This window comes from Streptomyces sp. ISL-99 (assembly GCF_018614005.1).
In the GTDB taxonomy this organism is placed as follows: domain Bacteria; phylum Actinomycetota; class Actinomycetes; order Streptomycetales; family Streptomycetaceae; genus Streptomyces; species Streptomyces flavidovirens.
Map to the genome: position 1 here is coordinate 105,886 of NZ_JAGGPC010000017.1, position 20,775 is coordinate 126,660.

At 70.7% G+C, this 20,775-nt stretch carries 19 protein-coding genes; 6 read left to right on the forward strand and 13 right to left on the reverse strand.

What is annotated here, in order from left to right; all coding sequences use genetic code 11:
* Positions 1-113: 113 nt before the first annotated feature.
* From pth to J7E91_RS10915, 3 genes are all read left to right on the forward strand, one after another.
* Positions 114-704: an aminoacyl-tRNA hydrolase gene (gene pth, locus J7E91_RS10905; protein WP_214901342.1), complete on the forward strand. Its 591-nt coding sequence runs from the start codon at positions 114-116 to the stop codon at positions 702-704.
* 66 nt (positions 705-770) lie between these two features.
* Entirely contained in the window at positions 771-1,238 is a 468-nt protein-coding gene (locus J7E91_RS10910; protein ID WP_214901344.1) for a hypothetical protein, read from the forward strand.
* Between the two features lie 218 nt (positions 1,239-1,456).
* Entirely contained in the window at positions 1,457-2,221 is a 765-nt protein-coding gene (locus J7E91_RS10915; RefSeq protein WP_214901346.1) for an LPXTG cell wall anchor domain-containing protein, read from the forward strand.
* Between the two features lie 73 nt (positions 2,222-2,294).
* Here J7E91_RS10915 and ppc read toward each other — a convergent pair whose 3' ends face one another.
* Positions 2,295-5,021 carry a phosphoenolpyruvate carboxylase gene (ppc, locus tag J7E91_RS10920; protein WP_214901348.1) on the reverse strand — a complete coding sequence of 909 codons (2,727 nt, stop codon included), beginning with the start codon at positions 5,019-5,021 and terminating at the stop codon, positions 2,295-2,297.
* A gap of 232 nt (positions 5,022-5,253) precedes the next feature.
* Between ppc and J7E91_RS10925 the strand changes: the two genes are divergently transcribed.
* Positions 5,254-6,237 (forward strand): acyl-CoA desaturase, encoded by a 984-nt coding sequence (locus J7E91_RS10925; protein WP_214901350.1) that lies wholly within the window; start codon positions 5,254-5,256, stop codon positions 6,235-6,237.
* Complete coding sequence (locus J7E91_RS10930; protein WP_214901352.1) at positions 6,234-6,923, forward strand: TetR/AcrR family transcriptional regulator; 690 nt, start codon at positions 6,234-6,236, stop codon at positions 6,921-6,923. The genes J7E91_RS10925 and J7E91_RS10930 overlap by 4 nt, the downstream gene beginning before the upstream one ends.
* Positions 6,924-6,950: 27 nt before the next feature.
* On the opposite strand, the gene J7E91_RS10935 is transcribed toward J7E91_RS10930, so the two are convergent.
* The 5 genes from J7E91_RS10935 to J7E91_RS10955 are packed head-to-tail and all read right to left on the reverse strand — an operon-like array spanning position 6,951 to position 10,910.
* Positions 6,951-8,060 (reverse strand): serine hydrolase, encoded by a 1,110-nt coding sequence (locus J7E91_RS10935; protein ID WP_214901354.1) that lies wholly within the window; start codon positions 8,058-8,060, stop codon positions 6,951-6,953.
* Between the two features lie 9 nt (positions 8,061-8,069).
* A complete protein-coding gene (locus J7E91_RS10940; protein ID WP_214901356.1) occupies positions 8,070-8,999 on the reverse strand; it encodes a hypothetical protein in 930 nt (309 codons plus the stop codon).
* Positions 8,996-9,997, reverse strand: coding sequence for a hypothetical protein (locus tag J7E91_RS10945; RefSeq protein WP_308376341.1), 1,002 nt, complete (start codon positions 9,995-9,997; stop codon positions 8,996-8,998). The genes J7E91_RS10940 and J7E91_RS10945 overlap by 4 nt, the downstream gene beginning before the upstream one ends.
* Before the next feature lie 3 nt (positions 9,998-10,000).
* Positions 10,001-10,690, reverse strand: a complete 690-nt coding sequence (locus J7E91_RS10950; RefSeq protein ID WP_251015491.1) for a hypothetical protein — start codon at positions 10,688-10,690, stop codon at positions 10,001-10,003.
* A gap of 37 nt (positions 10,691-10,727) precedes the next feature.
* Positions 10,728-10,910, reverse strand: a complete 183-nt coding sequence (locus tag J7E91_RS10955) for a hypothetical protein (protein ID WP_214901358.1) — start codon at positions 10,908-10,910, stop codon at positions 10,728-10,730.
* Positions 10,911-11,311: 401 nt separating this feature from the next.
* Between J7E91_RS10955 and tamR the strand changes: the two genes are divergently transcribed.
* Positions 11,312-11,809 carry a MarR family transcriptional regulator TamR gene (tamR, locus tag J7E91_RS10960; protein ID WP_214901360.1) on the forward strand — a complete coding sequence of 166 codons (498 nt, stop codon included), beginning with the start codon at positions 11,312-11,314 and terminating at the stop codon, positions 11,807-11,809.
* Here the strand turns inward: tamR and J7E91_RS10965 are convergent.
* The 7 genes from J7E91_RS10965 to J7E91_RS10995 form a co-directional block, all read right to left on the reverse strand.
* The gene (locus tag J7E91_RS10965; RefSeq protein WP_214901445.1) at positions 11,768-12,541 is read right to left on the reverse strand and encodes a response regulator transcription factor; all 774 of its coding nucleotides are present in this window, start codon (positions 12,539-12,541) and stop codon (positions 11,768-11,770) included. The two genes, tamR and J7E91_RS10965, sit on opposite strands and share 42 nt — an antisense overlap.
* A gap of 387 nt (positions 12,542-12,928) precedes the next feature.
* A complete protein-coding gene (galK, locus tag J7E91_RS10970) occupies positions 12,929-14,092 on the reverse strand; it encodes a galactokinase (RefSeq protein WP_214901363.1) in 1,164 nt (387 codons plus the stop codon).
* On the reverse strand, positions 14,089-15,060 hold the full coding sequence (gene galE / locus J7E91_RS10975) for a UDP-glucose 4-epimerase GalE (RefSeq protein ID WP_214901365.1): 972 nt from the start codon (positions 15,058-15,060) through the stop codon (positions 14,089-14,091). The genes galK and galE overlap by 4 nt, the downstream gene beginning before the upstream one ends.
* The gene (galT, locus tag J7E91_RS10980; RefSeq protein WP_214901367.1) at positions 15,057-16,103 is read right to left on the reverse strand and encodes a galactose-1-phosphate uridylyltransferase; all 1,047 of its coding nucleotides are present in this window, start codon (positions 16,101-16,103) and stop codon (positions 15,057-15,059) included. The genes galE and galT overlap by 4 nt, the downstream gene beginning before the upstream one ends.
* A 73-nt stretch (positions 16,104-16,176) precedes the next feature.
* On the reverse strand, positions 16,177-16,860 hold the full coding sequence (locus J7E91_RS10985) for a LuxR C-terminal-related transcriptional regulator (protein ID WP_214901447.1): 684 nt from the start codon (positions 16,858-16,860) through the stop codon (positions 16,177-16,179).
* 236 nt (positions 16,861-17,096) lie between these two features.
* Complete coding sequence (locus J7E91_RS10990) at positions 17,097-18,866, reverse strand: PQQ-binding-like beta-propeller repeat protein (protein WP_214901369.1); 1,770 nt, start codon at positions 18,864-18,866, stop codon at positions 17,097-17,099.
* Between the two features lie 84 nt (positions 18,867-18,950).
* Positions 18,951-20,753, reverse strand: coding sequence for a PQQ-binding-like beta-propeller repeat protein (locus J7E91_RS10995; protein WP_214901370.1), 1,803 nt, complete (start codon positions 20,751-20,753; stop codon positions 18,951-18,953).
* Between the last annotated feature and the right edge of the window lie 22 nt (positions 20,754-20,775).

Genomic DNA, 20,775 nt, shown 5'->3' on the forward strand with positions numbered 1-20,775 from the left:
GCTTGCCTCCGGGTAGTGCAGCAACCGTCCAGCCGCCGTTCCGCGCCTCTGTGCGCGGGACGGCGGCTGGCGTATGAACCGGTACAGAACCGGCGTATGAAGGAGACATGCAGATGACGGACGCAGCCGAGCCCTGGCTGATCGTGGGTCTGGGCAATCCGGGTCCTGATTACGCGGCCAACCGGCACAACGTCGGCTTCATGGTCGTCGACCTGCTGGCGGAGCGCATGCGGGCGAAGTTCAAGGCGCACAAGGCGCGGGCCCAGGTCGTCGAGGGCCGCATGGGTGCGCCGGGCCCCGACAACCGGCGTGTGGTGCTGGCCAAGCCCCAGTCGTACATGAATCTGTCCGGTGGCCCGGTCACCGCGCTGCGTGACTTCTACAAGGTGCCGACGGCCCGCATCGTGGCGGTCCATGACGAGCTGGACATCGATTACGGGACGCTGCGCGTCAAGCTCGGCGGCGGCGACAACGGGCACAACGGCCTCAAGTCGATGACCAAGTCGATGGGGCCGGACTATCACCGGGTGCGCTTCGGGATCGGGCGGCCGCCGGGTCGGATGCAGGTGGCCGACTTCGTGCTGAAGGACTTCTCGTCGACGGAGCGCAAGGAGCTGGGTTACTTCGTGGACCGGGCGGCGGACGCGGTGGAGTGTCTGGTCACCGAAGGGCTTGAGCGCGCGCAGAGCGCGTACCACTCATAACAATCGACCCGGTCACCTTGGCCACAGGTTGACCGAGCGCGGTCATATGGCCAAGGATCGCGGTCCATGGCCTCGAAGCGGACCCAAGCCCTCCTGTACGCCCGACGTGCGGCGATGGCCGGCGTCGCCCTGCTGCTGCTCATCGCCGGCGTCCGTTCCTCCTGGGGCGCGGCCCAGCACGTCATGCTCGCCAAGGGGCGTGAGCACGGGACGTTGACGGTCGCGGCGTGCGGGCCCGAGACGTGCACCGGTCCGTACACCCCCGAGGGCCGTACGCCCGACCATCCGCGCGTGACGATCGACAAGTCGATCGCGGTGCGGAAGGGCGCGCAGCTCCCGGTCGTCCTGAAGCCGGGAACGGCCGAGGCGGTACGCGCCGGAGCCCCCGGCGTGCTCCACGCCTGGGCGCCACTGGGCGGCGCGCTGCTGCTCGCGGCGCTGGTCATCGCGGGCGGTCTGCGGATGACCCGGCTGGCGTGGGGCGCGGCGCTGGCGGGCGGGGCGCTGCTGGGGGCGGCGTTCCTCGCGCTCTGACCCCGGCTCCCCGAGCTCCCGGTTCCCGAGCTGCCGGTTCCCTGACCTCCCGGCTGTCTAAGCGGAGTGACGCATTCACCCGATCGTTATCGAGGACTACCTGGACGAGTGGACGTTCTGGGTACGGATGGGTCGCAACGCACCTTGACGGGCCCCGCGCGTTAACAGGAGGCTGAGCCGCCCCCCACGGCACCCTCCCCTCTCACGATGGACTGCCCATGCGCGTATCTCTTTCCATCGGCGCTGTGGTGACGGCAGCGGCACTCTCTCTGCCGACCGCTCCCACCGCTTTCGCCACCCCGTCCGGCGACAACGGCACCGTGAAGATCCACGACGCCAAGACCGGCGAGGACCTCCGCAAGAACGAGCCGCACGTCTGCTCGTTCTACCTCGACGCTTTCGGTTTTGACGCCGGTCAGCAGGTCGACTGGCGCATCGAGGCCTGGGCCCCGACCGCCGGTGTCAAGGGCGAGCAGGTGATGTCCGGTTCGCTGACGCTCGACGATGACGGTCACGAGCGCACCGAGGACCTCACGCTCCCCGACGGCCACTACAAGCTGTTCTGGAACTTCGACGGCGAGCACGGCAAGGCCAAGCACAAGGTCTTCTGGACCGACTGCCCGGGCGGCGACGACGATGCCAAGCCCGGCGAGAAGCCCGGCGAGGAGCCGGTACTGGAGCCGGACGAGAAGCCGGCGCAGGAGCCTGGCGAGAAGCCTGCGCAGGAGCCGGTGAAGGAGCCGGCGCAGGACTCCGCAGACACGCCGGGCGGTGACTCCGCCCAGGCCCCCTCGGAGGAGCCGGCCCCGGACGCGGCGGCCGCCGCTCCGGCTCCGTCCGCGCATGGCGACGCCAACGGCGACGGCGACCTCGCCGAGACCGGCAGCGGTGCGCCTGTCGGCATGCTCGCGGCCGTTGCGGCCGCTCTGGTAGCCGGCGGCGGCTTCCTGGTGGCGCGTCGCCGGACGGCCCGTCGGCACTGACCCGGTCGCGTGACACGTAAAACGGCGGTGGTCCCTTCGGGCCACCGCCGTTTTACGTGTCTGTACCGCCCGGTCAGCCCGTGTTGCGCAGGCCCGCCGCGACACCGTTGACCGTGAGCAGCAGGGCCCTGGCCAGCAGCGGGTCCGCCTCCTCGCCGCGCTCGGCCGCCGCGCGCTGGCGGGCCAGCAGCGAGACCTGGAGGTAGGAGATCGGGTCCAGGTAGGCGTCGCGGATGGCGAACGTCTGCTGGAGCACCGGGTTGGAGTCGAGCAGCCGCTCACCGCCGGTGATCCGCAGCACCTCCGCCACCGTGAGCTCGTGCTCGGCGCGGATCGTCTCGAAGACGTGCTTGAGGTCGTCCGGGACGAGCGTGTCGACGTAGTGCTGTGCGATGCGCAGGTCGGTCTTGGCGAGCGTCATCTCGACGTTGGAGAGGAAGTTACGGAAGAAGTGCCAGTTCTCCTGCATCTCCTCCAGGACCGGGTCGAGGCCCGCCTCGCGCAGTGCCTTCAGGCCGGAACCGACGCCGTACCAGCCCGGCACGATCTGCCGTGACTGTGTCCAGCCGAAGACCCACGGGATGGCCCGGAGGCCGTCGAGTCCGGCGCCGCTGTCGGGGCGGCGCGAGGGGCGCGAGCCCAGGTGCAGGTCGGCGAGCTGGTCGACGGGTGTCGCGGCGAAGAAGTACGCCGGGAGGTCCGGGTCCTCGACGAGCCGCCGGTACGCCGTGTGGGCGGCCTCGGACACCGTGTCCATCGCCGCGTCCCAGCGCGCGAGCGCCTCGTCGGACTGGCGGGGCGCGGTGTGCAGGGCGGACGCCTGGAGCGTGGCGGCGACCGTCAGCTCCAGGTTCTCCCTGGCCAGGGACGGCACGAGGTACTTGTCGGAGATGACCTCGCCCTGCTCGGTCACCTTGATCTCGCCCTCCAGCGTCCCCCACGGCTGCGCGAGGATCGCGTCGTGCGAGGGGCCGCCGCCGCGGCCGACGGTGCCGCCGCGGCCGTGGAAGAGGCGCAGGCGTACGCCGTACCGGTGCGCGACGTCACGCAGGCGGCGCTGGGCGCGGTGGATCTCCCACTGCGAGGTGGTGATACCGCCGAACTTCGACGAATCGGAGTAACCGAGCATGACTTCCTGCACGTCGCCGCGCAGGGAGACGAGCCGCCGGTACGACGGGTCGGCAAGCATCTCGTCGAGGATGACGTCGGCCGCGCGCAGCTCGTCCGTGGTCTCCAGGAGCGGCACGATGCCGATCTTCGCCCAGCCCGCGTGCAGGTCGACCAGACCCGCCTCGCGCGCCAGGACGGCAGCGGCGAAGACGTCGTCCGCGCCCTGGCACATCGAGATGATGTAGGACTCGATGACCTCGGGCCCGAAGCGCTCCAGCGCCTCCCTGACCGTGGTGAACACGCCGAGCGTCTTGTGCCCGGCCGCGTCCAGCGGGGGCGGTGTGGGGGCCAGCGGCCGCCTGGACCGCAACTCCTTCGCGAGGAGCTTCTGCCGGTACTCGCGCGGCATGTCGGCGTACCGCCAGGACTCCTCGCCGAGCCGGTCGAAGAGCTGCCCGAGGGCGTGGTGGTGCGCGTCGGCGTGCTCGCGTACGTCCATGGTGGCGAGCTGGAGGCCGAACGCCGCGAGGGTGCGGATCGTACGGTCCATGCGGCCGTCGGCGAAGAGGCCGCCGCGGTGCTGGCGCAGCGACGTCTGGATGAGCGCGAGGTCGGCGATCAGTTCGCCGGTGCCGAGGTAGTCGATGCCGGGCTGGTGCGCGGTGCCCTTGGCGAGGCGCTCGCGGGTGTTGACGAGCTTCTGCCGGATGCAGGTGGCCTTGAGCCGGTAGGGCTCCTCGGCGTTCAGGCGCTTGTAGCGGGGGCTGATCGGCAGCCGCTCCAGGTCGGCCTGGAGGGAGGCCAGCAGCTCCTCGGTGACGCCGGTGTAGCGGATGGAGTTCGACAGCTGGCCGCGCAGCTCGTCGACGAGCGCCAGGGCGTCGGTGATGCCGTGCTCGTGCTGAAGGATCAGGACGTCCCAGGTCACGGCGGGCGTGACGTTCGGGTTGCCGTCGCGGTCGCCGCCGATCCAGGTGCCGAAGGTGAGCGGCCGGGTGCCGGCGGGCAGCTCGACGCCCACCCGCTCCAGCTCGGCGGCGAGGTCCTCCAGGACGTCACCGACCGCGCCGGCGTGCAGCTCGTCCAGGTAGTAGATCGCGTTGCGCGCCTCGTCGGCGGGCTCGGGGCGTACGACGCGCAGTTCGTCCGTCTGCCAGATGAGGTCGATCGATTCGGCCAGACGGAGGTCGTGCCGTCGCCTGTCGGAGGCAATGACGGGGGTTTCGAGAAGCTCGGCGATGCGCCGGAGCTTGTTGAGTACGGACCGGCGCGCGGCCTCGGTCGGGTGCGCCGTGAAGACGGGCCTGACGTTGAGGTTCTTGACGGTGTGGCGCAGGTGCTCGGGGTCGGCGTCCTTGAGCTTGTCCGCCGTACGGGCGAGGAGTCCGCCCTCTTCGGCGCGCTTGGCGCGCATCTCACGACCGCGGTGCACCTGCTCGGTGACGTTGGCAAGATGGAAATACGTCGAGAAGGCGCGCACCAGCCTGGCTGCGGTTTCCAGGTCGGTGTCGCCGAGCAGTTCCGCGGCGGCCTCGCCGTCGGTGCGCGTCAGGGCGCGCACCCGCTCGACCAGCTCAAGGAGCTCGGGGCCCTCCTGCCGTACGAGGGTCTCGCCCAGCAGGTCGCCGAGACGGCGGATGTCGGCACGCAGCTCCGCGCTGGTGTTGGGGTTCTGGTCGGCACTGCTCACAGGTGCGGCTCCTTGCAGTGTTTGAGCACGTCTGGAGGTTTTGTGGACCACGCTGTCCGACGGCACCCAGGATATGCGGCGCGGCCGAACCCTTTCCCCGCGGCCTCTTGCCGCCGGGCAAAGCGCTGCCATACTTACGACGCCGTAGGTTACGCATCCGTAGTAAAGGTTTCGCGGCTACGGCTTCGGCAACCAGAGCTTCTGAACACTTCCCTCACCCCCAGGGGATCCCATGACCACTCGTTCCGACGTGCTCGATGACTCCCGCGAGGCGGGCGAAGACACCTCGGCCCCCTCCGCGACGCGCGGCGGGGAGTCCAAGCGCTCCAGCGAGCAGCTCGCACTTCTCCTCTTCATCACCGTCCCCTTCCTGGCCCTGCTGGCGGCTGTGCCGCTCGCCTGGGGCTGGGGTGTGAGCTGGCTCGATCTGGGCCTGATGGTCTTCATGTACTACCTCGGGTGCCACGGCATCACGATCGGCTTCCACCGCTACTTCACCCACGGTTCCTTCAAGGCGAAGCGCCCGCTGCGCATCGCCCTGGCGGTCATGGGTTCGATGGCGGTCGAGGGCCCGCTGGTCCGGTGGGTCGCCGATCACCGCAAGCACCACAAGTTCTCGGACGCCGAAGGTGACCCCCACTCCCCGTGGCGGTTCGGTGAGACGCTCCCGGCGCTGATGAAGGGCCTGTGGTGGGCGCACATCGGCTGGATGTTCGACGAGGAGCAGACGTCGCAGGAGAAGTACGCACCGGACCTGATCAAGGACCCGGCGATCCGCCGCGTCTCCCGCGACTTCGCGTACTGGACGATGCTGTCGCTGGCCATTCCGCCGCTGGTCGGCGGCCTGGTCACGATGTCGTGGTGGGGCGCGTTCACGGCGTTCTTCTGGGGCTCGCTGGTGCGCGTGGCCCTGCTGCACCACGTCACGTGGTCGATCAACTCCATCTGCCACGCGGTGGGCAAGCGCCCGTTCAAGTCGCGCGACAAGTCCGGCAATGTGTGGTGGCTGGCCGTGCTGTCCTGCGGTGAGTCCTGGCACAACCTGCACCACGCCGACCCGACGTCGGCGCGCCACGGTGTGATGAGGGGGCAAATCGACTCCAGTGCCCGCCTGATCCGCTGGTTCGAGAAGGCCGGCTGGGCGTACGACGTCCGGTGGCCGAGCGCGGACCGTATCGACTCCCGGCGCAAGAGTGAGCCCTCCGAAGCGGCATGATGGGTGACGTGGCGATCGACGGCGGCAGTACGAACAGCGAGAAGAGCAGGCCCACTCCGAGCCGGCGTGCCCGACGCGTCCGGATGACCGGCAAGGAGCGCCGCGAACAGCTGCTGGACATCGGCCGCACCCTCTTCGCCGAGAAGGGTTTCGAGGGCACGTCGGTCGAGGAGATCGCGGCGAAGGCCGGCGTTTCCAAGCCGGTCGTGTACGAGCACTTCGGCGGCAAGGAGGGTCTGTACGCCGTGGTGGTCGACCGTGAGATGAGCCGCCTGCTCGACATGGTCACCGGTGCGCTGACGGCGGGCCATCCGCGTGAGCTCCTCGAACAGGCCGCGTTCGCCCTGCTGGACTACATCGAGACGTACACGGACGGTTTCCGGATCCTGGTCCGGGACTCGCCGGTGGCCCAGTCGACCGGGTCCTTCGCCTCCCTCATCAGTGACATCGCCACCCAGGTGGAGGACATCCTGGGCCTGGAGTTCAAAGCCCGCGGCTTCGATCCCAAGCTGGCCCCGCTGTACGCGCAGGCCCTGGTCGGCATGGTCGCGCTGACGGGCCAGTGGTGGCTGGATGTGCGCAAGCCGAAGAAGGCGGAGGTCGCGGCGCATCTGGTCAACCTGTGCTGGCACGGACTGGAGAATCTGGAGGCCAAGCCCCGCCTGATAGGTCACAGGAAGAGCTGACGGGCTGACGAGACGGCCTCGGGCCGCTCAGCGAGTGCGATCGGCTCCTCCGCCGCCGGAATCGGCGGCGAGGGCGTACAGCAGCTCGTACGCGGTTTCCACCAGACGGCATCTGTCGCCCCGGCGGGTCGCGAGTGCGGCGACGCCGGTTCCTGAAGCGGGGTGGAAACCCAGGAAAGTCTGCTGGCCGAAGGTGGCTCCGCTGTGGAAGAGCATCGGGCCGTTCGGGGCCGGGTGGTGGTACCAGGTCAGCGTGTGGGTTTCGCGATGCCGCCGGCCGCAGCGCAGTTGCGGGATCTGGACGTCTCGCAGGGGCAGGGCCAGCGGTGTGGCCTCGGGGGTCAGGTGCGCTTCTGCGTACGTGAGCAGATCTCCGGGGGTGGAGTGCACCGCCCCGCAGCCGGTGAAGGCGCCCATGTCCATGGCGGGGACCGGTGTGCGGCCGTCCCTGCGGTGGCCGATGGCGGTGGTGGTGATGTGGGCGGGTCCCGGAGTGGTGCCGGTCAGGCCCAGGGGGCGCAGCACGCGGGTGGTGAGCAGCGTGGGGTAGTCGGTGCCCGAGGCTCTGGCCATCGCGGGGGCGAGCAGCGCGACGCCGAAGTTGGAGTAGTGCCAGCGGGTTCCGGGCCGGTGGCGGGGGCGGGTGCGGGCGAAGGTCCGCAGCAGGCGCTCGGTGTCGTATCGGGCGTAGCCGCTGGTGTACGGGTGCAGCAGGGCGCCGGGCACCAGGTCGCCCGGGATACGGGGCAGCCCAGCGGTATGGGTCGCCAGGTGGCGAAGGGTGATCCGCCGTGAGTCGGGGTGGGGCAGCGGCAGGGCCGGCAGGTGGGCGGCGAGCGGGTCGTCGAGGGACAGGACACCGGCGCGGGCCAGGTCGGCGAGGAGCAGGACGGTGAAGGTCTTGGTCAGTGAGCCGGTCTCATAGCGCAGTTTGTCCCGTGGGGTGCGGGGTGGGGTCGTTGTGGCGGGTGTGCGGGTACCGGCCGTCATCATGGTCCGTCGGCCTCGGCGGGTGACCGCCAGCACCACGTCCGGCGCTTCGATCGCGGCCAGCGCATCCGCGACGCGGTTCGTGACGCCGTTCGCGAGGTGGTCATCCGCAGCGGTGGTGGCGGGCGTCCTCGCGTGGGTGCTCATGAGTGCTCGTCAGGCCGATTGCAGGGCCCGGGATGTGGCCATCGCGGAGGCGAACACCGCGACCAGGGTGGGGTGGTGGACGACGTCGAAGACATCCGACGCGTCGCCCTCCGGCATCCCGCGCTGAGCGGGCATCGCGCCGGTGTCGGACTGGGCGGCGGCGTACCGCTCCCAGATCCGCGCGTCCAGCGTGGGGCGCGGCAAGCATGTGTCGACGACGAGGAGTTCGCCGAGCAGGTCCCAGTTCTCGGCGTCCAGCCAGTCCTCCATCCAGGCGGGCAGGTACAGCGCGAGGTAGGAGGCGATTTCTGGAGGGATACGGTCCGGTGCCTCGCCCCAGTTGGTGAGGTGGAAGACGGTGTGCGTGATGTCGTACGCGATGTGGTACTGCACCGTCCACGGCTCGGGCAGCCGGCCCAGCCAGGTACGGCTCACTGCCCCGTCGAAGTCCTCGCTGGGCGTGAGGCCCGCTTTGCGCTCGGCGTTGAGCACGCCGAGTCGCCGGTTGGGCACCATCTCCAGCGCCTTCCAGGTGGTGGTGCGCCGGTTGACTTCCACCGCCGCCTCCAGGGCGGGATCGCGGTAGCCCAGTTCGCGAAAGGTCGCGTAGACCTCCAGGGCCACGGGAGAGACCGGCTCGTCGCGCTGGAGCTCGGTCAAAACAGTGCCGCCGTCCAGCAGCTCGCGCCAGGCGAAGTCCAGCAGTCGGCTTGCGCGGGTGTGCTGGCGCGAGCCTGCCACGCCCTCCCGGAACAGCACCTGCATGTTGAGCGCCAACTCGCCGATGGGCTTGAGCCGTTCGAAGACGGTGCCACTGGCGCGCTCTTCGGCGGTCAGCCGGAAGAATTCACGGTGGTTGTCGAGCCAGGTCAGAGCCCGGTCACCGACAGCGTGCAGCAGCGCGGGGGGTGCGGCTGCGGCGACTGCGGCTGTTGTCATGAAGGCTCCTCCGTTTTGTACGTGGTCCGCCCGGCCACCGCCTGCGCCTGCCCCGCCTCCGCCGCCGGCGACTCCTCCAGCCCGGTCCGGGCCAGCGTTCCCGCGAAGGCAGTCACCAGGGTGGAGTGGTAGCAGGCCTTGAACACCTCGGTGCCGTCGCCCGATTCCGGCGCCGCGCCCATTTCCGGCACGCTGCCGTCGGCCGCCTGTGCCTCGGCCAGCCGCTGCCAGGCCACCGGATCGTACGGAGGCGACGGCAGGCAGGCGGCCACGGCCAGCAGTTCGCCGACCAGGTCCCACAGTTGCTCCTCCAGCCAGCTGTCCAGCCAGGAGGGCAGCCACAGACGCAGGTAGTCGGCCAACTCGGCGGGCACCCGTCGGCGCTCGCGCCCCCAGTCGGTGAGGTGAAAGACGTCGTGAGTGATGCCGTACACCGCCTTGCGGTCCAGCGCCCATGGCTCCGCCATGAGGCCCAGGCCGGTGAGGCCCAGCACGGTGTCGAAATCGGCGTGTTGCCGCAGACCTGTCCGCCGCTCCGCGTCGAGCACACTGAGCGTACGGGTGTGGTCCTCGCGGGCCACCCGCCAGCTGCGCAGCCCTGTGGTCGTCGGCAGTATCGCCTCCACGGCGGTGTTGTGCAGACCGGCATACGCGAAGGCGGCGTAGATCTCCAGCGGGTACGTCGCATGCGGCTCGCTGCGGACGAGTTCGGCGAACAGCTCGCCCTCCCGGGTCTCGTTCCAGGCGAAGGTGAACAGGCCGTCCGCCGCCGCCCGGATGTCCGCGCGGGGGTGCGATGTGCGGATCAGGTGCGTCAGTTCGGCCAGTTCGCCCAGCGGCTTGAGTGTGAGGTTGGGATCGGCGTCCGTCGCCACGTCGGGAGGCAGCCGGAACTGCGGGCGCGCTCCGTCCAGCCACCGCAGGCTGTCGCGGACGACACGGTCGAGCAGTGTCGCTGCGGCGGCGTGGGCGGCGCCTCGATCGGCTGTCGCTGTCACCGGTCACCCGCCCCGGCCGTAGAACTGCCGGGCGGCCACGACGTGCAGCGCCACCCGGGCGTCGCCGTCGCTCATCTGCTGCACGAACACCAGCCCGCTGTCGAGGCCGAGAGTCGGCGGCACATGCGGCAGCCGGGCGAGCCAACGGCCGAGACCTGCCGCCTGAAGCCAGTCCCGGCGGCGTACCGCCCGGACGAATCCGCGAGCCAGGTCGTCGGTACGCGCCGCCAGCCCGTCGGCCAGGTCCGGTGCGAGGCCCGGGAGCGCGAGCGCGGCCAGTTGTGATGCCCGGAAGGCGAGCTTCGGCCACGGATCGGTGGTGATCCAGGCGGCTGTGGCGCGCGGCGCCTGCGGCCAGGCACGGTCCGCGTCGCCGGGGTCACCGGGGAGAAGGGCACGCGAGGCCTCGATCAGGCCCCGGTACGTCCACACCGACACCTCCGAGGCGTCAGGTCCGGGCGGGTAAGCGGCGAGTGCCTGCCGCACCACCGTCTCGTCGTCCGCACCGGCGGGTGCGGATCGGTGATCCAGTGCGTACGGCGCGAGCGCGTCGGCGCCCAGCACCCGGATCGCGGCCGGCGCCAGCGGGTCACCTTGCGGGAGGACGCGGGAGAGCGCATAAGGGTCGCCCCCACCCCGCAGGGCAAGGACAACCCCAGTTGCGACGTCTGCGACCACAGCACTCAGTGGCATGGCTCCCTGCGTCGCCTTTTCGTCCAACGCGTGCCCCTTACCGGGTTTCCGTCTTCGGGCGCGGCGTGGGCGGCGAGGCCAGCAGCAGGGCGGCGAGCAATACCTTGCCTGAGCACTCGCGTGTGTCGTGGAAGACGCCCTCTGGCTCGGCTGAGTCCAGCAGGCTCTCGACCTCGTCGGTGAGTGTGCCCGACTCGACCAAAGTCCGGTCCTTAAGCATTGGACCATCTCCTTATTGCGGCTCGGCTGGTGTAACTAGGCTTACATGAGTCACATTTGGTCGCAAGTGGTGCGATATCGGGCGCACGGATTCAGGTTGACGGCGTAAGTTTTTGGGTTTTCCGCGCAAACGTTGTCCATCCGTCAGATGTGCGGTGGCCCGGCGCCTTTCCTCCGGATGCGCCGCGCGTAGGCCGGAGGCATATTCCACGAGGAAAGCCCGGGTTGATGCCCAGCGCGACAAGGCGGGTCAGATACGCCTCGGGTTCGAGGGCCGCCGACGACGTAACCCGTGATTCGGCCGTACGGTCATGCACAGCAGCGTGGCGAGGCAGACATCTCGATGTCAAGAGACTTGACCTCAAGAGACTTCATGTCGACACACCAACTACACTGATCGTCATGGAGGACGAGGTCGACCGACTGGTCGCTGCATGGCGCCGCGAGCGCCCCGACCTCGACGTGGAACCACTCGAGGTCCTCAGCCGTGTCTCCAGGCTGGCCCGTCACCTCGACCGCGCCCGCCGCATAGCGTTCTCCGAGCACCAGCTGGAGCCCTGGGAATTCGACGTACTGACCTCGCTGCGCCGAGCGGGCGCCCCCTACCAGCTCTCGCCGGGCCAGCTCCTGACCCAGACCCTGGTCACCTCCGGCACCATGACCAACCGCATCGACCGGCTCGCCAAGAAGGGCCTCGTCGAGCGGCTGCCCGACCCCAGCGACCGCCGCGGCGTGCTCGTACGGCTCACCGACGAGGGCCGCGACCGGGCCGACCAGGCGCTCGCCGGGCTGCTCGCGCAGGAGCGGGCGATCCTCGGCGAGCTCTCCCGCGCGCAGCGCGGCGAACTGGCCGGGCTGCTACGCCAGTTGACCGCCCCGTTCGACAACATCCCGGGCTAGCCCCAGGTCCGCCGGGCCGACTCCGGCGCGGCGCGCGAGCGCGACGGCGGCGAGCGTGGAGTGCACGCCGAGCTTGCCCAGCACGTTCTGCATGTGCGTGCGGACGGTGTGCGGGGAGAGGAACAGCCGCTCGGCGACGGCCTTGCGGCCCAGCCCCGCCACCATGCACCGCAGCACCTCGCGCTCGCGCGGAGTCAGCGACTCGACGAGCCGCTCGCTCTCGGTGCGGTGCTTGCGGGCGGCCGTCAACTCCCGCAGTACGCCCGTGAGAAGCGCCGGCGGCAGGTGGGTCTCGTCGCGCAGTACGCCGCGGATGACGGTGAGCAGACGTTGCAGCGAGCAGTCCTTGGCGACCCACCCGGCGGCCCCTGCCTGGAGGGCGAGGGCGGCGCGGCGCGGGTCGTCCTTCTCGGCCAGTACGACCGTCCGGACAGCGAGCTGACCGGACCGGACGCCCGCCACCAGGGAGATGCCGTCCACCAGGCTGTCCTCGCCCGGCTCCGGCACGTGGACGGCGCGGGCGGACTGCGCGGCGCAGGCGCCGAGATCGGCGTCGACGAGCATCACGTCGAATCTGCGGCTTTCCGCCGCCGCCCGCTCCAGCGAGCGCAGGGCGGCCGGGCCGCTGCCGGCCGCGGACACGTCGACGTCGGGCTCGGCGGCGAGGGCCGCGGCGAGCGACTCGGCGAAGATGCGGTGATCGTCCACCACCAGTACCCGGATACGAGCCACAGACACCCCCATGCCGCATCGTTCCGGGGCGTCCCCCTGGACCCCCGGGGAGGCGGACCGTGTGCGGGTACGACGCCCGGAGGAACGGCACTTCAGGCGCGCACGGCCGCCGCCGTGACGCACTGACCACTGCCCACCCCGGACGACGTACCCGACTGCCTCGCCCCCTGATCAAGCACCGGCCCCCACCGGCGCTCTGCTTCAGCGTACGGCCGGGGGCGGGGAGCGGAAGGTAAATCACAGAACTGATGGGCCGAGTTGTTGAAGGTGTGTCTCATGTTTCGTATGGAGACAGAAGTCGACAAAGAACGACGCACTGTGCCGGGCGAACGGCTCGGAGCCACCCGGGGCGGAGTGGGGAAAACCCCGGGGTGGGAAAACCCCGCCTCACGCCACGCGGCGCGCTCCGCGGGACGGGACCGCCGGGAAGACGAGGGGTGGCGTCAGGCCGGTCGCCTCGAACGCCGCCTCGATCGACTTGGTGATGGTGTCCGACGCCGACGACTCCGCCAGGACGATCGCCGAGCCACCGAACCCGCCCCCCGTCATCCGCGCTCCCAACGCCCCCGCCGCACCGGCGGACTCGACCACCAGGTCCAGCTCGGCGCACGAGACCCGCAGGTCGTCGCGGAGCGACGCGTGCCCCTCGGTCAGCAGCGGGCCCACCGCTCGCGGGGCGCCGGCGTCCAAGTGGGCGATCACCCGTTCCACCCGGTGGTTCTCGGTCACCACATGGCGTACGTAGCGACGCATCCGCTCGTCGCCGAGCGACCCCAGCGCCTGCGCCAGCTCCGCGTACGGCACATCACGCAACGCCGCCACGCCCAGCGCCCGAGCCCCCGCCTCGCACCCCTCCCGCCGTTCCGCGTACGCCCCGTCGCCCAGCGCGTGCTTGACGCGCGTGTCGACGACGAGGAGTTCGAGGCCGTGGGCGGCCAGGTCGAACGGGACTTGACGGCTCGTGAGGTTCCGCGTGTCCAGGTGCAGCGCGTGGCCCTCCGTACAGCAGGCCGCCGCCGTCTGGTCCATGATCCCGCAGGGCACGCCGACGAAGGCGTTCTCGGCCCGCTGGGCGACGACCGCCAGTTCGGCGCCGGAAAGCCCGAGTGCGTACAGGTCGTTCAGAGCCAGCGCCGTGACCACCTCCAGCGCGGCGGACGACGAGAGCCCCGCCCCCGTCGGCACCGTCGACGTCAGGTGGATGTCCGCACCGCCGACCGCGTGGCCCGCCTCGCGCAGCGCCCCCACGACACCGGCCGGATACGCCGCCCAGCTCCCGCCGGCGAGCGGCGGCGCCAGCTCGTCGGTGCGCAGCTGGACGATGCCGCCGTCGACGTCCGCCGAGTGCAGCCGCAGCACGCCGTCGTCGCGGCGCGCGACCGCCGCGACCGCCGTGTGGGGCAGGGCGAGCGGCATCACGAAGCCGTCGTTGAAGTCGGTGTACTCGCCGATGAGGTTGACCCGGCCGGGGGCGGCCCACACCCCGTCCGGCCCGGCGCCGTACAGCTCGGTGAAGGCCTTCGCGACGGCGGCGGCGACTGCGTCGGTCATACGTCCTGTTCCTCCCGGCGGGCGAACGCCCACGCGTCCGCGACGATGCCCGCGAGGTCCGCGCGGGACGGTTTCCAGCCGAGCTTCTCGCGCGCCGTGTCGGCGGACGCGACGAGCACCGCGGGGTCGCCTGCCCGGCGCGGCGCCGGGGTCTCGGGGATCGGATGCCCCGTGACCTTCCGTACGGTCTCCACGACCTCGCGGACCGAGAAGCCGTTGCCGTTGCCGAGGTTGCAGATCAGGTGGGTTCCCGGCGCGGCGGCGTCCAGTGCCAGCAGGTGTGCCTCGGCCAGGTCGGCGACGTGGATGTAGTCGCGTACGCAGGTGCCGTCGGGCGTCGGGTAGTCGTCGCCGTACACCGCGATCGACTCGCGCCGGCCCTGCGCGACCTGGAGGACGAGCGGGATCAGGTGGGACTCGGGGTCGTGGCGCTCGCCGCAGGTGCCGTAGGCGCCCGCGACGTTGAAGTAGCGCAGCGACACCGCCGCCAGGCCGTGCGCGGCGCTCTCGCCGCTGATCATGTGGTCGACGGCCAGCTTGGAGGCGCCGTACGGACTGGTCGGCGCGGTCGGCGCGGTCTCCGTGATGGGCGTGGAGACCGGCTCCCCGTACGTCGCCGCCGTCGAGGAGAAGACCAGCTTCCGGACGCCCGCGCCGCGCATCGCGGCGAGCAGCGCCATGGTCCCGCCGACGTTGTTCGCCCAGTACTTCTCGGGGTCGGCGACGGACTCGCCGACCTGCGAGAACGCGGCGAAGTGCAGGACGCCGTCGTACGAGGGGTCCAGCCACCGCGCGGCGTCCTGGATGCGGCCCTCGATGAACGTCGCGCCGGCCGGGACGCCCTCGCGGAAGCCGGTGGAGAGGTCGTCGAGGACGGTCACCTCGTGACCGGCCTCCAGGAGATGGGCCGCGACCACGCTGCCGACGTACCCCGCACCGCCCGTGACCAAGTACTTGTGCTGACTCACTCGCTCGCTACCTCTCGCAGTCGCGCTGCCGCGGTCTCCGGCGGCACATCGTTGATGAACACATTCATGCCGGATTCGGAACCCGCGAGAAACTTCAGCTTGCCCGAAGTACGTCGGACGGTGAAAAGCTCAAGGTGCAGTGCGAACTCCGGTGCGAAGCCGGAGGTGCCGAACGGCGCCTGGTGCCATCCGGAGATGTACGGCGTCGGCGGCTCGCCGGGGCCGAAGATCCGGTCGAACCTGCGCAACAGTTCCAGATAGATCTGTGGGAACTCTGTGCGCGCGCCGTCGTCGAGTCCGCGCAGGTCGGGCACGCGCCGCTTCGGGTAGAGGTGCACCTCGTACGGCCAGTGCGCGGCGTACGGCACGAAGGCCACCCAGTGCTCGCCCTCCAGGACCACCCGGGTCCCCTCGGCGCGCTCCCGCGCCACGACGTCGTCGAAGAGGTTCCGGCCGGTCTCCGCGAGGTGCGCGGCCAGGGAACGCAGCATCAGGGCCGTGCGCGGGGTGACGAAGGGGTAGGCGTAGATCTGGCCGTGCGGGTGGCCGAGGGTGACGCCGATCTCCGCGCCCCGGTTCTCGAAGCAGAACACCTGCCGGACCCCGGGCAGCTCCGCCAGCTCGGCCGTCCGGTCGGTCCACGCCTCCAGTACGAGAGCGGCCTGTTCCTCGGTGAGGTCGGCGAAGGACGCGTCGTGGTCGGAGGTGAAGCAGACCACCTCGCAGCGTCCCGCGTCCCCGGCCAGCGACGGGAAGCGGTTCTCGAAGACCGCCACCTCGTACTCGGCGGCCGGGATCTCGCTCTGCCGGCCGTCGCGCGAGGGGCAGAGGGGGCACTCGTCGGCGGGCGGGTGGTAGGTGCGGCCCTGGCGGTGCGAGGCGATGGCGACACAGTCGCCGAGGAGCGGGTCGCGGCGGATTTGCGAGGTGGTCGCGATCGGGTCGAGGGGCCGCGGGTCAACGGCATCGCGCACGGCGTCGTCGCGGGAGTCGTAGTAGAGCAGCTCGCGACCGTCGGCCAGCCGAGTCGACGTCTTCTTCACACGCAGGCTCCTCATCAGACCCACCACTGAACAACATAATTGAACACAACCAATCATGTCTCAACAGTGGTCGTCAATGATGATCCGCCTCCGCGCGCGCCGCGCGGTCCAGCAGCCCTGTGCGTGCCGCGAGCGCCGCCGCCTCCAGGCGGGAGCCGACGCCCAGCTTCATCAGGACCCGCTGGACGTGCGTGCGGGCGGTGCTCGGCGCGATGCCCATACCGGCCGCGATCAGCCGCGTGTCCTCGCCGTCCCCGACCCGCATCAGGACCTCGACCTCGCGCGGCGTCAGCATCCGGAGCAGCCGGTGGCCCTCGTCGTCGGGCTGCGCGGCGGGGTTGAGCAGCTCGGCGAACGCGCCCTGGAGGAGTTGCGGCGCCGCCGCCGTCTCCCCGGCGCGTGCCTTCACCATGGCGCGCTCGACGCCTTCGATGCGCTCGTCGTGGCGTACGTAACCGGACGCCCCGGCGGCGAAGGCCGCGGCGATGCCGCGCGGGCTGGGCACCGGGCCGAGCACGACGACGGCCACCTGCGGCCGTTCGCGCTTGATACGGACGATCGGGTCGAACACCCCTGGATCGGCGGGAGCCGCCGTACCGAAGAGGCACACCTCGGGCGCCCTGCTGACGACCAGTTCCGCCGCCCCCGAGGTCGGGGCGGCCGCAGCGAGTACCCGGTGCCCGCGCAACTTGAGTGCCGAGGCGAGCGCCTCGGCGAGCAGTCGGTGGTCGTCAACCACCATGAGCCGCACGCCCATAGAGAAACCCCCCATACCCCTGCTCCTGGAGCTGGCCCCCCGGCGCTCCTGCCCCGGCAAGCTACACGCTTGTTCGACGCTGCGCGCCCCTTACTGGTAAGAAGCCTCCCGGATTGTCGAATTCCTCGCGATTCAGGACTACTTGCCGGGCCGGATGTGACATGGGACGGCCCCGGCAGTGGAAACAAACCACTGCCAGGGCCGCTGTGACCTGTGGGTCGGTTGTGCCAGGCGCTTCAGCCGGCGCCGAAGCCGACCGCCAGGTAACGCTTGAAGCCGGCGCTCTGCGCGCTCATGAGCCGCGTCGCCATGAACAGGCGGCCGTCGGCGTACCGGAATTCGGCGGCGTCCACCGTGAAGCTCGTCGACACCTCGCGGACCGCCCGGTCGGCCGGGTTCTCCAGCAGCAGCGTCTCCTTCATGGAACTGCCGTTGAGGCTCACCACCTGGCCGCCCTTGTCGTACGGCGGGTACTTGTACGCGATGACGTTGCCCCCGTCCATGCGGATCGGGTGCATCGTGTAGCGGTCGCCCGCGTCGGCCCGGTCGCTGGTGAGCTTGCCGGTCGCGAGGTCGAAGGAGACGATCTCGTTCGTACGGCCGCCCTCGGTGCCGCCCTCGTGCTCCTCGGTCGGCAGGTAGATCCTGCCGTTGCCGACGACGACCTTGGTGCAGCCCTCGGTGTCCCGGCACCTCGGGGCGTACTTCTCGGCATCGGCCGGGATTCTGGCGCGCAGCTTGCCGGTCTTCTCGTCGATCGAGAAGAAGTCGGACACGCCGCTGCCGTCACCGGCGGTGTCACCGACATCGGCGGCGGCCACCAGCGGCTTGGTGGAGACGATGCTCGCCCGGTCCACACCGCTGGGCATCTTGTACTTGGCGAGCGGGGCGCCGGTCTTCGGGTTCAGGTACTCGATGGAGAGCTGGGGCGCGCTGACCGAACCGCAGCTGCGCACGGTGGCGAGTGCCTCGCCGCCCGCGTAGCCCACGTCGCGGCACTGTTCGGCGTTGGCCTTCGGCTGCCAGCGGACCTTGCCGGTGTTGACGTCGAAGGCCGCGCCGCCACGGGTGCCGCCGGCGCCGACCGCGTCGCCGCCGATCGTGACCTCGCCGAAGACGACCTTGTCGTCACCGTCCTTGACCGACTTCTGCCACACCAGCCTGCCCGCGTCGATGTCGATCACACCGACCTCGGTGCAGGGCGAGTACGTGGCGCCCGCCGGCATCGGCCCGGCGAAGAGGATCGCGGTCTTGTTGTCCTTGGTGACGTGCGGCGACGCCGCGCAGACCTCGCCCGGAAGCGGGATCGTCCACAGCTCCGTGCCCTTGTCCAGGTCATGGCCCACGACCTCGTTGAGGCCGCTCTTGACGTACGCCTTGTCGGTGATCCAGGAGCCGTTGACGCCGGCGACGGTTCCCGTCACCTTCGGGGCGGGCAGCTGGAAGAGCACCTTGGAATTGGTGTTGGAGGGCTGCTCCTCCTTGCCCGCGCCGTCGGGGGCGGGCTTGGCGTCGTCGCCGCCTCCGCCGCCGGTCGAGCCCGCGGAGGAGTTCTGGGCAGGGTCGTCCTTGCCGCCGTTGTCGCTGCCGGACACGTACCAGACGCCGGCACCGACGATCAGCGCCACCGCGACGACCGCCGCGATGACGACCGCCGTGGTGGTGTTGACCTTCTTGCCGCCGCCCTGCGGGGGCATGCCCTGCGGGTAGGTGTACGGCAGCTGTTGCTGGCCGTACGGCGGCTGCTGCCCGTACGGATTGGGCTGGCCGGGCTGGGCCGGGTAGCCGTAACCGGGCTGCTGGCCCGGCTGGGCGGGGTAGCCGTAACCGGGCTGCTGGCCGGGCTGGGCGGGCGGCGCCGGGGGCGCCTGCGGGTAGCCGTAACCCGGCTGGTCGGCGGGCGGGGGCGGAGTCGGGGCGCCGAAGCCGCCCGCGGGCGGGGGCGGCGGTGCGCCGAACCCGCCCTGCGGGGGCTCGTTCGGCGGCGGGGGCGGTGGCTGCGTCATGGCGTGCGTACCTCTGGAGAAGGGGAGTCGAAGACGTGCGGGAAGACCCTGGGCTCAGTCACTGGCCCGCTCAGTCACTGGCCGTCACTTGCCGAAGACCATCATGGTCTTCGTCTCCTTCTCCTCCTCGTCGTTACTGGCGCTGACGCGGGAGCTGATGACGAAGAGCCGGCTGTCCTCGTAGGCGATCTTCGTCGTGAAGAAGCCGTTCTCGATCTGGGCGGTCGACTGCGGGTTCTGCAGCAGCGTCTTCGGCTTGCCGCCCGACGGCGGGATGGTCGCGAGGGCGCCGCCCTTGTCGTACGACGCCGCCATGTGGACCAGGACCTCTCCGCCCTCCATCTTCAGCGGCATGATGGCCCGGTCGCCCGACGAACGCCACTTGGGCTTGCCGGTGTCGAGGTTGAAGGCGACGACCTCGTTGGTGCGCTCAAGGCCGCTCGTCTTCTCGGCGGTCGCCATGTAGAAGGTGTCCGCGTCGGCGGCGACGCCGGTGCAGCCTTCGAGGTTCCGGCCGAAGATGACGAAGCTGCCGCCGCACCGGGGCTGGAACTTGTCCTTGCCGCCGTCGATCTCCGAGCGCAGCTTGCCGCTGTCGGTCAGAGCGATGACGCTCCAGGTCTTCTTCTGGCGCTCCTGCACGGATACGACGAGCGGGGAGACGGAGTAGACCTTGTCGACCTGCCAGCCCTTGGCCAGCGGGTAGCTCCACTTGACCTTGCCGGTGGCCGGGTCGTGCTCCTGGATCCGCTCGTGGTTCCTGGCGGCCTCGCCGGTGGAGCAGGCGGCGGCGGAGATCAGCTTGGCGCTGCTGGTGAAGGCGTACGGCTGGCACTCACCGGGGAGCTTGCCCCACAGCTCCTTGCCGTCCGTCATGCTGAAGGCGGTGGAGTGGCCGGTGCGGCCGGCGGTGACGGTGTTGCCGCTGATCGCCAGCGTGATGTCGGAGAGGATGTCGAACGCCCCCTCCTTCTTCACCTCGGCCTTCCAGCCCGCCTTGCCGGTCTTGAGGTCGACCATCTGCAGCCGGCTGCACTTGGCCCGCTCGGTGGTGCCGTCCTTGACGCCGATGACGATCTTGCCGTCGTCGGCGGCCTTGACGGGCGCCGCGCAGATCTGGGTGGAGAGCGGAAGGTTCCACTTCTCCTTGCCGTCAGTGGTGTTGTAGGCGGCGACCGACTTGTACATCGCCTTGACGACGAGGCCGTCGGTGAACCACGGGCCGTACACGTCGGCGCCGTTGCGCGGCAGGTCCACGCTGTTCTTCTGGAGCCACAGGACCTTGGACTCGCCCGCCTGGCGCCCTGCGTTGAGATCGTCACCGGCGTCGCGGCCGCCGGCCGAGTCGTCACCGGTGTCGCCGGAGGGCAGACCACCCGGCTTGCCGTTCTCCTTGCCGTTGGCGACGGGCTTCTTCTTGCCGCCGCCGTCACCGCTGGTGGCGATGTAGATGCCGCCGCCGACGAGGACCGCGGCGAGGGCCGCACCGATGATGACCGCGGTCCTGCCCTTGAAGGGGCCACCGCTGCCGCCGGTGCCCGGCGCGGGCGCGCCGGGGAAGCCGCCGTAAGGCCCCGGCTGCTGCTGACCGTACGGACCGGGCTGCTGGCCGTACGGTCCAGGCTGCTGCTGGCCGTACGGGCCCGCCTGGCCCGGCTGTTGACCCGGCTGGCCCGGGTAGCCGTATCCCGGCTGCGGCGCCTGCTGCGGCGGCGCCTGCGGGTAGCCGTATCCGGGCTGCGCCGGGGGCTGCTGGGGCGGGGCAGGCGGGCCGGGCGGGGCAGGGGGCATCTGCGGTGGCTGGGCAGGCGGCTGGGGCGGCTGCTGCCTGGGGTCCTGGGGGGCTCCGAAGCCGCCCTGCGGCGGCTGGTTGGGCGGCTGAGACATCAGCGCTTACCTCTTCACACGA

Coding starts and splice junctions, on each gene's coding strand:
- J7E91_RS10985 (WP_214901447.1), bottom strand. CDS start 16,860: ATGGGCGTGCGGCTCATGGTGGTTGACGACCACCGACTGCTCGCCGAG.
- J7E91_RS10910 (WP_214901344.1), top strand. CDS start 771: ATGGCCTCGAAGCGGACCCAAGCCCTCCTGTACGCCCGACGTGCGGCG.
- J7E91_RS10995 (WP_214901370.1), bottom strand. CDS start 20,753: ATGTCTCAGCCGCCCAACCAGCCGCCGCAGGGCGGCTTCGGAGCCCCC.
- J7E91_RS10990 (WP_214901369.1), bottom strand. CDS start 18,866: ATGACGCAGCCACCGCCCCCGCCGCCGAACGAGCCCCCGCAGGGCGGG.
- pth (WP_214901342.1), top strand. CDS start 114: ATGACGGACGCAGCCGAGCCCTGGCTGATCGTGGGTCTGGGCAATCCG.
- galK (WP_214901363.1), bottom strand. CDS start 14,092: ATGACCGACGCAGTCGCCGCCGCCGTCGCGAAGGCCTTCACCGAGCTG.
- J7E91_RS10940 (WP_214901356.1), bottom strand. CDS start 8,999: ATGACAACAGCCGCAGTCGCCGCAGCCGCACCCCCCGCGCTGCTGCAC.
- J7E91_RS10915 (WP_214901346.1), top strand. CDS start 1,457: ATGCGCGTATCTCTTTCCATCGGCGCTGTGGTGACGGCAGCGGCACTC.
- J7E91_RS10955 (WP_214901358.1), bottom strand. CDS start 10,910: ATGCTTAAGGACCGGACTTTGGTCGAGTCGGGCACACTCACCGACGAG.
- J7E91_RS10935 (WP_214901354.1), bottom strand. CDS start 8,060: ATGAGCACCCACGCGAGGACGCCCGCCACCACCGCTGCGGATGACCAC.
- J7E91_RS10930 (WP_214901352.1), top strand. CDS start 6,234: ATGATGGGTGACGTGGCGATCGACGGCGGCAGTACGAACAGCGAGAAG.
- tamR (WP_214901360.1), top strand. CDS start 11,312: ATGGAGGACGAGGTCGACCGACTGGTCGCTGCATGGCGCCGCGAGCGC.
- J7E91_RS10925 (WP_214901350.1), top strand. CDS start 5,254: ATGACCACTCGTTCCGACGTGCTCGATGACTCCCGCGAGGCGGGCGAA.
- J7E91_RS10950 (WP_251015491.1), bottom strand. CDS start 10,690: ATGCCACTGAGTGCTGTGGTCGCAGACGTCGCAACTGGGGTTGTCCTT.